The 13,737-nt window shown below is 59.4% G+C and carries 13 protein-coding genes and 4 tRNA genes; 3 read left to right on the top strand and 14 right to left on the bottom strand.

Annotated features, from left to right (window positions below; all coding sequences use genetic code 11):
- Positions 1–244: 244 nt before the first annotated feature.
- The 11 genes from tuf to disA form a co-directional block, all read right to left on the bottom strand.
- Positions 245–1,435 (bottom strand): elongation factor Tu, encoded by a 1,191-nt coding sequence (tuf, locus tag DW211_RS07570; protein ID WP_035137538.1) that lies wholly within the window; start codon positions 1,433–1,435, stop codon positions 245–247.
- Between the two features lie 96 nt (positions 1,436–1,531).
- A tRNA-Met gene (locus DW211_RS07575) sits at positions 1,532–1,608 on the bottom strand.
- A 3-nt stretch (positions 1,609–1,611) separates the two neighbouring features.
- A tRNA-Thr gene (locus DW211_RS07580) sits at positions 1,612–1,687 on the bottom strand.
- Between the two features lie 10 nt (positions 1,688–1,697).
- A tRNA-Tyr gene (locus DW211_RS07585) sits at positions 1,698–1,779 on the bottom strand.
- Positions 1,780–2,570: 791 nt separating this feature from the next.
- Positions 2,571–2,645: transfer RNA gene (locus DW211_RS07590), tRNA-Thr, on the bottom strand.
- Between the two features lie 223 nt (positions 2,646–2,868).
- Entirely contained in the window at positions 2,869–3,546 is a 678-nt protein-coding gene (locus DW211_RS07595) for an NYN domain-containing protein (protein WP_118260115.1), read from the bottom strand.
- Positions 3,547–3,549: 3 nt separating this feature from the next.
- Complete coding sequence (gene rlmB, locus DW211_RS07600; protein ID WP_118260117.1) at positions 3,550–4,464, bottom strand: 23S rRNA (guanosine(2251)-2'-O)-methyltransferase RlmB; 915 nt, start codon at positions 4,462–4,464, stop codon at positions 3,550–3,552.
- A gap of 187 nt (positions 4,465–4,651) precedes the next feature.
- Positions 4,652–6,118 (bottom strand): cysteine--tRNA ligase, encoded by a 1,467-nt coding sequence (gene cysS, locus DW211_RS07605; protein WP_118260119.1) that lies wholly within the window; start codon positions 6,116–6,118, stop codon positions 4,652–4,654.
- Positions 6,119–6,121: 3 nt separating this feature from the next.
- Complete coding sequence (ispF, locus tag DW211_RS07610; protein ID WP_006234975.1) at positions 6,122–6,616, bottom strand: 2-C-methyl-D-erythritol 2,4-cyclodiphosphate synthase; 495 nt, start codon at positions 6,614–6,616, stop codon at positions 6,122–6,124.
- The gene (gene ispD / locus DW211_RS07615) at positions 6,606–7,334 is read right to left on the bottom strand and encodes a 2-C-methyl-D-erythritol 4-phosphate cytidylyltransferase (protein WP_035137545.1); all 729 of its coding nucleotides are present in this window, start codon (positions 7,332–7,334) and stop codon (positions 6,606–6,608) included. The genes ispF and ispD overlap by 11 nt, the downstream gene beginning before the upstream one ends.
- Positions 7,334–8,374, bottom strand: coding sequence for a DNA integrity scanning diadenylate cyclase DisA (disA, locus tag DW211_RS07620; RefSeq protein ID WP_369832395.1), 1,041 nt, complete (start codon positions 8,372–8,374; stop codon positions 7,334–7,336). The genes ispD and disA overlap by 1 nt, the downstream gene beginning before the upstream one ends.
- A 253-nt stretch (positions 8,375–8,627) precedes the next feature.
- Between disA and DW211_RS07625 the strand changes: the two genes are divergently transcribed.
- The 3 genes from DW211_RS07625 (at position 8,628) to DW211_RS07635 (ending at position 11,071) form a co-directional block, all read left to right on the top strand.
- A complete protein-coding gene (locus tag DW211_RS07625) occupies positions 8,628–9,206 on the top strand; it encodes a manganese efflux pump MntP family protein (RefSeq protein ID WP_118260123.1) in 579 nt (192 codons plus the stop codon).
- A gap of 128 nt (positions 9,207–9,334) precedes the next feature.
- A complete protein-coding gene (locus DW211_RS07630) occupies positions 9,335–9,766 on the top strand; it encodes a helix-turn-helix domain-containing protein (protein WP_118935385.1) in 432 nt (143 codons plus the stop codon).
- Positions 9,767–11,071 carry a type II toxin-antitoxin system HipA family toxin gene (locus DW211_RS07635; RefSeq protein ID WP_118260125.1) on the top strand — a complete coding sequence of 435 codons (1,305 nt, stop codon included), beginning with the start codon at positions 9,767–9,769 and terminating at the stop codon, positions 11,069–11,071.
- Positions 11,072–11,196: 125 nt separating this feature from the next.
- Here DW211_RS07635 and DW211_RS07640 read toward each other — a convergent pair whose 3' ends face one another.
- From DW211_RS07640 to DW211_RS07650, 3 genes are all read right to left on the bottom strand, one after another.
- Positions 11,197–12,654 carry an aminoacyl-histidine dipeptidase gene (locus DW211_RS07640; RefSeq protein WP_117563799.1) on the bottom strand — a complete coding sequence of 486 codons (1,458 nt, stop codon included), beginning with the start codon at positions 12,652–12,654 and terminating at the stop codon, positions 11,197–11,199.
- Positions 12,655–12,802: 148 nt separating this feature from the next.
- Entirely contained in the window at positions 12,803–13,324 is a 522-nt protein-coding gene (locus DW211_RS07645; protein ID WP_117655056.1) for a PIN domain-containing protein, read from the bottom strand.
- On the bottom strand, positions 13,321–13,680 hold the full coding sequence (locus DW211_RS07650; RefSeq protein ID WP_118260127.1) for a type II toxin-antitoxin system RelB/DinJ family antitoxin: 360 nt from the start codon (positions 13,678–13,680) through the stop codon (positions 13,321–13,323). Before DW211_RS07650 ends, DW211_RS07645 begins: the two co-directional genes overlap by 4 nt.
- Positions 13,681–13,737 lie beyond the last annotated feature (57 nt).

A 13,737-nucleotide genomic window follows, 5' to 3' on the forward strand; every position in this document is an offset into this window, starting at 1 on the left:
GCACGAGATGGTACTTTATCAGCTCTATGTAAGTGCTGTCAATGAAAACCTCGAATCAATTGGTTCTCGGTGGATCCATTCATATTTGGAACACATCAATGAAGCCAGCGAAATCTAATCGATCCCCCACGCTCGGCTTAAGGGCGAGCGAAGCGCAATCGGCAGGGAACAAGCCCCGCGTAGAAAAGAACCCGGCACCCTAAAAGTGCCGGGTTCTCTAAGTCAGCTAAATCAAAGAGCTAATTTACTCAATGATCGTGGAGACGATGCCCGAACCGACGGTGTGGCCACCCTCGCGGATAGCGAAGCGCAGGCCCTCCTCCATGGCGATCGGGTGGATGAGGTCGCCCTCGATGGTGATGTGGTCACCAGGCATAGCCATCTCGGTGCCCTCGGGGAGCTTGACCGTACCGGTAACGTCGGTGGTACGGAAGTAGAACTGAGGACGATAACCATCGAAGAACGGGGTGTGACGGCCGCCCTCCTCCTTGGTCAGAACGTAGATCTCGCCGGTGAACTTGGTGTGCGGGGTAACCGAACCGGGCTTGCAGAGAACCTGGCCGCGCTCGATGTCCTCGCGCTTGATGCCGCGGAGCAGCAGACCGACGTTGTCGCCAGCCTCGCAGAAGTCCATGGACTTACGGAACATCTCGATACCGGTAACGACGGTGTTCTGGGTATCCTTGATGCCGACGATCTCGACGGGCTCGTTGAGCTTGAGCTCACCGCGCTCGACACGGCCGGTAGCTACGGTACCACGGCCGGAGATGGTCATAACGTCCTCAACGGCCATCAGGAACGGGAGGTCGTTGTTACGAGCAGGCGTCGGGATGTACTCGTCGACGGCCTTCATGAGCTCGCGGATAGCGTCCATCCACTTGGCGTCGCCCTCGAGAGCGCCCAGAGCGGAACCACGGATGACGGGGATGTCGTCGCCGGGGAAATCGTACTCGGAGAGGAGCTCACGGGTCTCCATCTCGACGAGGTCGATGAGCTCGTCATCGTCGACCATGTCGCACTTGTTCAGGAAGACGACGATGTAGGGAACGCCAACCTGACGGGCGAGCAGGATGTGCTCGCGGGTCTGAGCCATGGGGCCGTCGGTAGCGGCGATGACCAGGATAGCACCGTCCATCTGAGCAGCACCGGAGATCATGTTCTTGACGTAGTCAGCGTGGCCCGGGCAGTCAACGTGAGCGTAGTGACGGGCAGCAGTCTCGTACTCGACGTGGGAGACGGAGATCGTAATGCCGCGCTCGCGCTCCTCGGGAGCCTTGTCGATGTTCTCGAACGCAGTGAAGTCAGCCTTGCAGCCCTCGGTCTCGGAGAGAACCTTGGTGATGGCAGCGGTCAGCGTGGTCTTGCCGTGGTCGACGTGACCAATGGTGCCGATGTTAACATGCGGCTTAGTGCGCTCAAACTTCTCTTTGGCCATAAAGCCCTCCTCTTAACAGGTCGTCCCCGGACGGGACTTTGCCTTTATACCATAGTGGCCTCTCAACATACTATTGAGAAGCCACCGTGTTACCTATGGTAGCGGTGACTGGATTCGAACCAGTGACGCCACGGGTATGAACCGTGTGCTCTAACCAACTGAGCTACACCGCCGGATGGAGCCTGCAACCAGACTTGAACTGGTGACCTCTTCGTTACCAACGAAGTGCTCTACCGACTGAGCTATACAGGCACTTGACGGGTGGGAGCTATAGGATTCGAACCTATGTAGGCAGAGCCAACGGGTTTACAGCCCGTCCCCATTAACCACTCGGGCAAACTCCCAATCGTTCAAGTATCCGCAGGTCCTTTGGTCTTTTGGACCGCCGCCCCCGCGAACGAAAAAGATAATACGATGCAACCTTGGGGGCTGTCAACGAAAACCTCTAGATACACGGTTCCGGGCGTATCTATATAGCCGTGACCTGCGGTTTTGTTGAGTTTGGATGTGAAGGACGGTGGTTTTGGATACAGCGGTGACGTTTCCCAAGGTAACACTTTGGTGTAGTGGAGTACACCTTCAGGATCGAACTTCGATAACAGCCTATTTGCACCTATATATAGGTCGAGATCGGGCTTCCGCGGCAGATTCGAGCGTGGATTTTCTTCCGTTTGAAATCGAGCGTGGACAATCTCCCACTATTGGCGTGCCCCCAAGGCCAAAGTGGCAGATTATCCACGATCATTCACTAAGCGGGAGATTTTCCACGCTCGTACGTTCGATAATCCACGCTCAGGGGGGCAGCCGAGCTCGACACGGCTTTTGTCTCGATCTGTAACATATAGAGAACATTTTCTCCCCTATCTGTTACAGGTCGAGATATTACGCAGAGACCTCCGCTTACGTCTCATTCTGTAACAGTAAGAACGGTTTTCAGCTTCTTCGTGTTACAGATCGAGATGTTATCGGCCGTCCCTTGGCAATGTCTCGATCTGTAACTATAAGGAGGGTTTTCAGCCCGCCCGTGTTACAGATCAAGACAAACCTGAAGCCTGGTGGAAGTCAAACCCGCTGACATGTCAACATAAATAGAAACGGGCCCTGTCCCATATAGAAACAGAGCCCGAAACTCTCATGGAGCCAGTGACAGGAATCGAACCTGCAACCCACTGATTACAAATCAGTTGCGCTACCGTTGCGCCACACTGGCACACTTGGCGCTTTCGCGCGAAGCCAGTTAAGAATAAAGGAATTGCGGACGAGGCGCAACAGGCCCTTCACCCGACCACATCTCAAAACTATTCGCCAGAACGAACAGTTTTATCCGTTCGCCAAAACCAAAAACTATTCGTTTTGGCGACGGCAACCCACAGTCCATTGATTACAAATCAACGGGCCGGCCAATTGGGAAACAGGTCTCTATGGATAATCCCTTACCGTCCGCGCAGGGCCTTGAGCTTGGCCAGGGCCTCGGGGCTCAGGCGGCTGCCCAGAGTCATCTTGATCTGCGGAGCTTCCTCTGCCTCGTGAACATCGTTATCGATCTGTTTGATCTCGTCCACCAGCATGCGGCTCGAGATGCGCGTAACGCCCTTGCCCATGACGACGGCCTGGATCGTGCCGTCGCTCGATACCACGGAGCACGCGCGACCTTCCTCACGCGCTTCGATGCAGAGCTTTTGCACTACGGTATCGGCCGATACGCCCGTCGGCGAGAACTCGATGCGCACGCCGCGGGCCGGCAGGTTGGGGCGCTCGCTGGAGATATTGCCCGCGCCGTCAAACACGATTACGGCCTCGTAGCGGCCCTGGGCAAACGCGGCAACGTCGTTGATGAGGGCGGTGCGCGCCATATCGTGAACGTCGCTGGAATACGGATCGTCAGAATGGTCGTACACGAGCTTTTCGTAGCGCGGCGTGCAGTGGATCACGTTGTAACCGTCGACCACCAGCAGCTCGGGTTTGCTGGAGTGCACCGTCGAGACTGGGTCGGCGATAGCCTGCGCAAACGCATTGCCGCCCACGCCGTAGGTCGCGGCCGAAACAATCGGCTTGGCCGAGCCCTCGCCAAAGCGCTTGGCCTTGGACTTGGCGCGGTTCTTCTTGGACATGCGCTACTCCTCCCCCATGAGCTCGCCGGCGTTGCGGCGCAGCCACTCAAAGCACAGCGCCGTGGTCGCCTGGGCAACATTGAGGCTCTCGGTCATGCCGCGCTGGGGAAGCTTGGTCAAAAAGTCGCATTTCTCGAGCACCAGGCGCGAGATGCCGTCGCCCTCGGAGCCCATGACGAGCGCCACGCGGCCCTCGAAGGGAGCATCCCAGCAACTGCCTTCGGCGTGCTCGGAGGCACCGCCCACCCAAAAGCCAGCGGTCTTAAGATCGTCGAGCGCACGGGCGATGTTGGGCACCTGCGCGATAGGCAGATGCATGACGGCGCCGGCTGAAGTCTTGTAGCTGCCCACGGTCACGCCGGCGGCGCGCTTGTTGGCAATGATGACGCCGGCCGCGCCCACAACCTCGGCGGAACGCACGATGGCACCAAAGTTGCCGTCGTCAGTCACATGGTCGAGCACTACGACAAGTGCCGGGCCCTCACCTGCGCGGTCGAGAATATCGGCGACATCGGCATAGGGGAAGTTGCCAACCTCGAGCGCAATGCCCTGGTGGGCGCCATGGCTCGACAGCGCATCGAGCTGCGCGCGCGGCACATACTTAATGCGGACACCCGCGGCGTTGAGGTCGTCGACCAGGCGCGACAAGGCCGCATCGCGCTCCCCGCCCTCGGCAATGAGCGCGCACTTGATGGGAAAACCAGTGCGTAGCGCCTCGGCGGCAGCACGACGACCTTCGATAAACTCGCCCTTGGGAACCTGGATAGCGTCGCGGTTACGATCGCGTTGCGGACGTGCGGCCTGGGCGCGATCGCGCTGGCCCTTGGGAGCGGCAGCGCGGTCGTTGCGGCGAATCGGACGCGAGCCAGAAGCAGTCTGCTTGCCGCCACGAGGCGCACGCTTGCGATTGTCGGCCATAAAACGGCCTCCTTTAAAAAATTATTCAAGCAAGACAAAAGAAGCGACCGCTTAAGACGAATAGCTCAAGCGGTCGGTACGGGTTTTCCAAGTGCCCGAGATTGCCGTGAAAGAGGAGCGACGCGTACTTGAGTACGCGAGCGACGGTTTGAACGGCAAGGTCGGGTGCTTGGGAAACCCGCGGGGATTAGAGAGATTTGATACGGGTGCCGGCGGCAGTATCCTCGATCGTCAGGCCCAGGTCCTTGAGCTGGCCGCGGATGGCGTCGGCCAGATCCCAGTTCTTGGCGGCACGGGCCTCGGCGCGGGCCTCGAGAATCTTGGCAGCAGCCTCGTCCACGTCGTCGCCCGTATAGGCAACCAGACCGGCGGCAACGCCCAGCAGACCCAGCGGCAGCTCGACCTTGGGCTCGGGAAGCTCAACACCAAACGTATCGAGCAGCTCGACCAGCATATCGGCGGCGGCCAGGGCAGCGGCCTTGTCGGCAGCGTCGCCCGCCTGCTCCAGGTACTGGTTGCACTCGGTCACAAAGCCAAAGACGGCACCCATGGCACCAGCGGTGTTAAAGTCGTCGTCCATGCACTCCTTAAAGGTGGCACGGGTCTCGGCGGCCTTGGCGGCAAACGCCTCGGATGCTGCCTCATCGGCATCGGCCGTCGCATGGTTCGCGGCCCAGCGCAGGTTCTCGACCGTACCGGCGATACGCGTGAGCGAGTTCTCGGCACCCTCCAAGCGCTCCCAAGAAAAGTCGAGCGGCGAGCGATAGCTCGTCTGCAGCATCAGCAGGCGCAGGGCGGCAGCGGAGTGCTGCTCGAGGACCTCGGCCAGCGTAAAGAAGTTGCCGAGCGACTTGGACATCTTCTCGCCGTCTACCAGCAGCATGCCCGTGTGCATCCAGGTGTTGGAGAAACCCTGGTGCCAGGCGCAGGTGGCCTGGGCGCACTCGTTCTCGTGATGCGGGAAGGCAAGGTCGGAGCCGCCGCCGTGGATGTCGATCGGGGTGCCCAGGTAGCGATGCACCATGGCGGCGCACTCGGTGTGCCAACCGGGACGGCCCTCGCCCCAGGGGCTCGGCCAGCTGGGCTCGCCGGGCTTGGCGGCCTTCCACAGGGCAAAGTCGAGCGGGTCGTTCTTGTCCTCGTTCTCCTCGATGCGCGCGCCCACCATAAGGTCGTCGATGTTGCGGCCCGAGACCTGGCCGTAGTTGGGATCGCTGCGCACGGCAAAGTACACATCGCCGTTATCGGCTGCGTAAGCGTGGCCCTGCTCGATAAGCGTCTTGATCATGGCGATCATGGGGCCGATCTCCTTGGTGGCGCGGGGGCGCACATCGGGATCGAGCACATTGGCGGCACGCATGACGCCGATGAACTTGTCGGAGAACTCCGTCGCGACCTCGGCGGCAGTGCGGCCCTGCTCGTTGGCGCGCTTGATGATCTTGTCGTCGACATCGGTGAGGTTCTGGGCGAACGTGACCTCGTAGCCGCTCGCGATAAGCCAGCGACGAATCACGTCAAAGCTGATGAACGTGCGGGCATTGCCGATGTGGATGTTGTCGTAGACCGTGGGGCCGCACACGTACATGCGGACCTTGCCGGACTCGATGGGCTGGAACTCTTCCTTTTTATGGGTAGCGCTGTTGTAGATACGCATTCGTTACTCCTTAACGGTTTTCTGTAGCAGGCAGACGGCCCAGGCGCCGATTCCCTCGCCCTGGCCTTCCCAACCGAGCTTTTCGGTCGTAGTGGCGGCGACGCCCACGTTTTCGACGTCAACGCCCAGGGCATGGGCAAGGTTGGCGCGCATGGCATCGCGGTGCGGGGTGATCTTAGGTTGTTGACAGGCAATGGTGCAGTCGGCATCGACAAACTCAAAGCCCAGCTCGCGCGCATAGTCCATCACGCGAGCAAGCAGCACCATCGAGTCGGCACCCTCGTAGGCGGGGTCGGTGTCGGGGAACAGCTTGCCGATGTCTCCCCCGCGGCAGGCGCCCAGAATGGCGTCGGCCAACGCGTGCGCGAGCACATCGGCATCCGAGTGACCCAGCAGGCCGCGCTCGTAGGGAATGTCGACCCCGCCGATGATACATCGACGCCCCTCCACCAAACGGTGGACGTCGTAGCCGTGGCCAATGCGCAGGTTACTGAACATGGGGAAGGTCCTCTCCCTCGGCCATGCGGCCAAGCAGAATAGCGGTTACAGGACGCAGGTCCTCGGGCACCGTCACCTTAAGGTTATCGCGCGGGCTCTGGACGCAGCGGACGCGCCCGCCCATGCGCTCGACCAGCGATGAATCGTCGGTACCGATAAAGCCCTCGGCGATAGCAGCGGCGTGAGCGCGCTTCATGGCGTCGACGCTAAAGATCTGCGGCGTCTGTGCGGCCCAATAGAGTTCGCGCGGCGGCGTCTCGACGATATTATCGCCATCGACGATTTTGAGCGTGTCGATCGCGGGCTGACCGCACACGACACCGTCGAGGGCGCGGTCGCTCACGAGCACGTCGATAGCGTGATCGATCGCCTCGGTAGTAATGAGCGGACGAGCGCCGTCGTGAATGGCGACATATTCGAAACCCGCCGGAACCGCATGCACGCCGGCACGGGTGGAATCCTGACGGGTATCGCCGGCGTCGGCAAAGCTGATGGGCGTGTCATAGTCAAACGGGTCGATGGCCAGGCGGCGCATCTCGGCACGACGCTCAGCAGGACACACCACCACGATGTGGCCGACCTTGTCGCTCCGATCGAACGCGCGGATGGACCAGCTCATAAGCGGACGACCCGCTACATTGACGAGCTGCTTGCCACCGGGGTTACCAAAGCGCTGGCCGCTGCCACCGGCAACGACCACGGCGCATACGGGCGCCATTATGCGTTCCCCTGTTTGGTGCCCTTCATGCGGTACAGGGAATCCGCAAGAATGGCAGGGTTGTTGACGCCAAAGTCGCCCAGGCGCTCCGGATCCTCGCTGATGTCGTCCATGAGCTCCTGCAACGAGCCGTACTCGTCGACGATCTTCTCGGCCACGCCGTCGCGCACGACGGACACGCGCGAAAGCGTGCGCAGGCCCAGTGGCGTCATGACGGAGTCCTCGTCCAGGTCGTCGTAACCCAGAACCGCCGCCACATGCTGTGGGTCGGACAGGTCCTTAGGTGTCATACGGCTCAGGTTGGCGCGAATCTTCTCGGCGTTGGCCTCAGAGGAATCACTTGCGTAGTCGCGGATCATCAGGTCGTATTCGGTATCCATGCTGGAGCCGGCGAGCTGCTCGAGCTGCATCTGCACGAGCTTGCCCTGGTTGCCCAGCTTGACAATGCAATCCTTAAGCTCGGTCTTTGCCTGCTGCATGATCTCGAAACTCGAGAAAATGCCGGTGATGTCGGCGAGCGTAACGTAGTCATCGAGCTCGAGGGCCGTCAGACGCAGCAGGGAGCGGTCGAGCGACTGACGGGTGGTCTGAAGCGTGGCGACGAGCTGGTTGACCGAGCTCATGATGGTGGTGACAGGCTGAATCTCGTAGCTCTTACCGTGGACGTACACGTTGACGACGGCACGACGAGCCGAAACCGAGATCACGATGGCATCGGTGAGCACCGACATGCGAGCGGCGGTGCGATGACGCATGCCCGTCTCGCTCGTGGCAAGCGAGGGATCGGGATTGAGATGGAAGTTGGCGCGCAGGATCTGGGTGAGGTCGCCGTCGATGACGATGGCGCCGTCCATCTTGGAGAGCTCGAACAGACGGTTCGAGGTGAACGAAATGTTGAGCGGGAAGCCGTCGTTACCGGCAGTGAGCACGTTTTCGGTGTCGCCAACGCAGATAAGGGCGCCCAGGTGACCGGCGATGATCATGTCGAGGGCAGTGCGGATCGGCTGACCAGGTGCCGTCAGGCGGATGGCCTGTTCCATACGCTTTTGCAGCTCGTTCTTATCCAAGGCATCGCTCCCATCGTATACGCTCCATAAACGCTAAATAGTTTCTCACGGTTTGCCCCCGCGGCGCTCGCGAAATCCGATGCTTACAGAATGAGCGAACACCGCTAAGATAGCTAATTTGGGACGGGCTCTTTTGACTACCCACTCAACCATGTGCCAAGGATAGTCTTTTTGTTGCTCCCCCAAGAGGTACACGCGGGCCCGCCCGCAGAGAGGGAGCCAGACTATGGGACTCGCAGAGCTCGTGCTGCTCGCCGTTGGCCTTTCGATGGACGCCTTTGCCGTATCCATCTGCAAGGGCCTTGGCATGAAGAAGATCAACCTTAAGGTCGCCGTAGTGCTCGGCCTGTTCTTTGGCGGCTTCCAGGCCGGCATGCCCGTGATCGGATGGGCGCTTGGCAGCCAGTTTATGGGCATCATCGGCCCCATCGACCACTGGATCGCCTTTATCCTGCTCGCCTTCATTGGCGGCAAAATGCTGTGGGAGGCCTTTACCGAGGACGAGGATGAAGGCGACGGCAAGGATGCCGAAAAGATTGACCTGGGCGAGTACATGATCCTCGCCATCGCCACCTCAATCGACGCCCTAGCCGTTGGCATCTCATTTGCCGCGCTCTCGGTCGACATCATGCCCGCTGTATCGCTCATCGGCATCACGACCTTTATCTTCTCCGTCGCCGGCGTAGTGATCGGCCACACCTTTGGCGCGCGCTACGAAAAACCCGCCACCATCGTGGGCGGCGTCGTGCTTATCCTCATCGGGCTCGAGATCCTGCTTGAGCACCTGGGAATTTTGGCGCTGTAACGCCAAACACAATCGCTCAAAACTCAACGCCAGTACAAGGCCTCATACAGAGTTTTGCATGAGGCCTTTTCGTGCGGACTTTTGCATGTCATACTGATATGCAAAAGTCTGCACGTTAGGAGATCGCTGTGGATACCCTTCCCATCACCACACCGCGTCAAGCTGGCATCTATGTGCGCCAGGCACGCGAGGCTCAGGGTCTCACCCGTGCCGCCCTCGCCAAAAAAGCCGGTGTTTCGGAGCGCCTGCTCGCATCGCTCGAGCTGGGCGACGCCACTGGCATTCGACTCGACAAGCTGCTGACTGTCTTTAACGCACTCGGCATAGGCCTCTTTGCGCAAAGCGATAACGACTCCATCGCATCGCCCTCCGAACATCCAACGACGATAGCGGACCTCCCTATCGCGAACTCGAATGCCCTGCCAAAGCCAAGCGTAGGCAGACGACCCGCTCGACAAGGAGCGCCATCTTCCTATGGTGCCTTGCTGGCCCAAATCGCAGCCGAGCAAGGCCTTACCGACACTTCAGACCTCTCCTTTGGCTGTAAGGTTGTGAAATAAATGGCAGAAATGGAGCTTGCGACCCTCATTTGTGGCGAAATCGCAGGCACTCTCCGGCAAGACGAGCATGGACTCTGCAGCTTTGTATACGCCCCAACCTATCGCGGGGCACCGCTATCGCTAACAATGCCGCTTTCCAATCGCACGTATGGCCATAACATCGTCCGCCCGTTCCTATTTGGCCTTTTGCCCGACAGTCAAGAGCAGCGTCGCGCCATTGCCACCGAGCATGATGTTGCATCTAACAACCCCGTCGCCCTCTTGTGCCATATCGGTCTTGACTGCGCGGGGGCCGTTCAGTTTTGTCGAGCCGATCAATTAGACGCCGTCCGTGGCAGGGTCTCCGCATACCGCCCGCTTACCAATTCTCAAATCGCTCACAAGCTTAAAGCAATTCGCGATGACGAAAGAGAGACATGGATGGGCTCCAACGAAAGCTGGTCCCTGGGCGGCAACCAAGGCAAATTTGCACTAGCTTGGCATGATGGCCAATGGTACGAATGTCTAGGGTCATCCCCCACTACCCATATCTTCAAAAATGGTGTCGTCGGGTTCAAACATCAGGCCTTAAACGAATTCGTCTGCATGAAAACGGCTCGGCGTGTTGGCATTCCAACTGCCAACGTCTCCTATTGCACATTTGAAGACGAAGCCGCACTCGTCGTTGAACGATACGACAGAATGGTCAATAACAGCGGAAGCATCGAAAGGCTGCATCAGGAGGACTTTTGCCAGGCGCTCGGTGTATTGCCAAGCCAGAAATACACCGCCGACGGAGGACCGACTACACGAGACATCCAAGAACGACTGATTAACACAGTCCCCCACCACATGAATCTTGTGCTTTTTACCTATATGTTGTTCTATAACGCCATTATCGGAGCGCCTGACGCACACGCTAAAAACTACTCGCTCATCCTAGGCAAAGGCACAAACGCGGCACTCGCACCCATGTACGATGTCGCGTCGGGTTTGGCGTATGAGCGCATGCGCCGCCGGGCGCGCCTTGCCATGAGCGTTGGCGGCGAAAATCGAGTGGGGCGCATCGGTCCAGGCGCTATCCGCCGATACCACGGTATGGGCGACCCCGCGCTGGAGGCGGCGCTCACCGATGCCGGGCTATCCGAGAAGTTTTGCTTTGCGACCATGATGGACCTCGCCTACGAGGTGCCCATTTGCATGGAAGAGATCATGGACGAATACGCCGACCTGCCCGGCATGGCGGACCTGCGCGAGCACATGCTCGGCCCCGTCCGCGAAAACTGCCAGCGCACCCTCGACCTCATCAAGGCGGATATGGGCTAGGCGCCAATCAATCCACATTTCTTAAAAGAAGAGGGGGGCACCCGTCGCAAAAGTTCGGATGCCCCCTCTCGTAATGTCATTTGCAATCCGCTAGCACGTGGCTCGAACTGCTGCTAGCGCGACCCTTACGCGGCAAGGCGCTTGAGGACGTCGATGAGCAGCTCGTAGAAGCGCTCGGCAGAAGCGAGTTCCATGCTCTCGTCCGGGGTGTGGACATCGGAGAGCGTCGGGCCCACGGCGATGGCGTCCAGGCCGTGCAGGGCCTCAGCAAACAGGCCGCACTCAAGGCCAGCGTGAATGGACTCGATGCGCAGCTCGGAGCCAAAGAGCTCGCGATAGCTCTCGACAAAAACGTCGCGGACCGGCGAATGCTCGGCATAGCTCCAGCCGGGATACTCGAACTCGAACTTGGCGTCGAAGCCCAAGACATCGGCCAGCGTCTGCAGGCGGTCCTTGAACTCGTTCTGCAGCGAGGTGATCGAGGAGCGCGGGGACAGCATGATCTTGACCTGGTCGTCGGAAGTGGCGACCACGCCGATGTTGGAGGAAACCTCGACGGAGCCGTCAGTGGCGACGTTGCGGCGAATCACGCCGTTAGGGGCAAGACGCAGGGCGCGGATGAGGGCAAGCGCGGACTTCTGATCCATGGCCTCGACCTCGGCGTCGTCGGCAATCTCGACGGTGCAGGTAAAGCCGGGGTCGAAGACCTCGAGCTCGGCAGTGACGTCGGCGATGATGTCCTTTGCGATCTGGGCCGCGGCCTCGGCGGCAGCGTGGTCGGCGTAAACCAGCTCGGCCTTGCACTCACGGTTGATGGCGTTGTCCTTAGTGCCGCCGTTAAAGCTAACGATGGCGGGCTCGCCGGCGACCATCAGGCGGTCGATGATGCGGGCCATGATGAGGTTGCCGTTGCCGCGCTCCAGGTTGATATCGTTGCCGGAATGACCACCCAGTAGGCCGGAGATGTCGAGCGTGAGGGTGCTGCCGGTCTTGTGCTCGCGCACGATGGGGCAGGTGTAGGTAACAACGACGCCGCCAGCGCAGCTGACGGTGGCAACGCCCTCTTCCTCGGAGTCAAGGTTAATCATGGTGCGGGCGCTAATCTGGGACTTGTCGAGCGTCTCGGCGCCGACCAGGCCAGTCTCCTCATCGGTGGTGAATACGCACTCGAGGGCGGGGTGAGCAATCGAATCGTCGTTGAGCACAGTAAGCATCAGAGCGACAGCAATACCGTTGTCGGCGCCCAGGGTGGTGCCGTTAGCGGTGAGGACGCCGTCCTTCACGACCAGGTCGATACCGTCGGTCGTAAAGTCGTGCTCAACAGAGCCCAACTTGTCGCACACCATATCGATGTGGCCCTGCAGCATCACAGTCGGGGCATTCTCGGCGCCGGCAGAAGCGGGCTTGCGAATGATGACGTTGTAGACCTCGTCCTGGTACACATCGAGGCCGCGCTCCTTGGCAAACGCAACCAGGAAATCGCTGATGCCCTTCTCGTTGCCAGACCCACGGGGGATCGCGCTGACCTCCTCAAAGAAATGGAACAGCTGGGCGGGCTCGTAGCCGGTGATCTTGTAATCCATGGTGCCTCCTTGGCGCAACTGGTTAGACAGTAAGACATGCGCCTTGTATATTCCCAGACTTTGCGTGCATAAACCAGTCGAAAACGCCGAGCGCCCTCGCATCATCGGCTAACGGCGGGGAAACGCCACTTTATTAAGATAAAGCAGGCTAGACGGGCCGTGCCGAAGGGGCGTTGGACCCTTCAACCAACCTCAACGCCTGTTGAACATTAATGCATACACCATTGGTATGTTTAATAAGATTCTTGTCCTCCGTCACAACGTAATCGGCATCAATGCGATTGGCGACGCCCAGCATCAGGTCGTCCTCAAAGTCGTTGTGATGATACTTGAACACAAACGAATCAAAGACCTCGTCTGCACCGACCGGCGCGATGAGGGCGAGCTCGCGCATCTGCCGAACGCATGCCCAGGCCGTTTCGTCCGCCGCCGCAATGGCGTTATCGCTCAGTGAGCCAGTCTTTCTTCGGCACTCCTGCTTGATTGCCGCCGAGACAAGATATGAAACGTCTTTGACCGAAAGCGACGAGGCAAACAGGGCAATCCGCTCCGAGGCGTCGGCAATCTCGATCAGATGGACGACATTTGCCGTACGGTCGGACCTGCCAGAAAAATAATCCATCCATACGTTGGTATCGATTAACAGCTTGAGGACGCCTTCTGTGCTCATAGTTCCACCCACTCGGGATAGCGCTCCGCCATGGCCTCCTCATAGAGGTCGTCATAGTCTCCCGAGAACTCAGGGATGGGGATGCCGTATTTGAGGCACGAATCGCGAACGATATGGCTGCCTTGCGCGGCCCTTGACTCCATGCGCTGGGGCTCCACTCCGTCAGAAACCGGAGCCGCCGCGTCTCCCTTCGAGGGCATGCGTCCGTTAACGACCAGATACTCCCAAAGTGTCCGAACGGCTTGTGACGGCGTCATGCCAATATGCGCCAGAACGGCATCTCCGGCTTCTTTGAGCTGGCGATCTATGCGCACGTTCATCTGAATAGATTTTTTATCGAGCAATTCGGCTTCCATGCCTCATCCTTCAGGTTGCTATACATCATCCTGGACTTAGTATAGCATCCATAAGAG

Origin of the sequence: Collinsella sp. AM18-10 (assembly GCF_003471585.1) — a bacterium.
Taxonomy (GTDB): Bacteria; Actinomycetota; Coriobacteriia; order Coriobacteriales; family Coriobacteriaceae; genus Collinsella.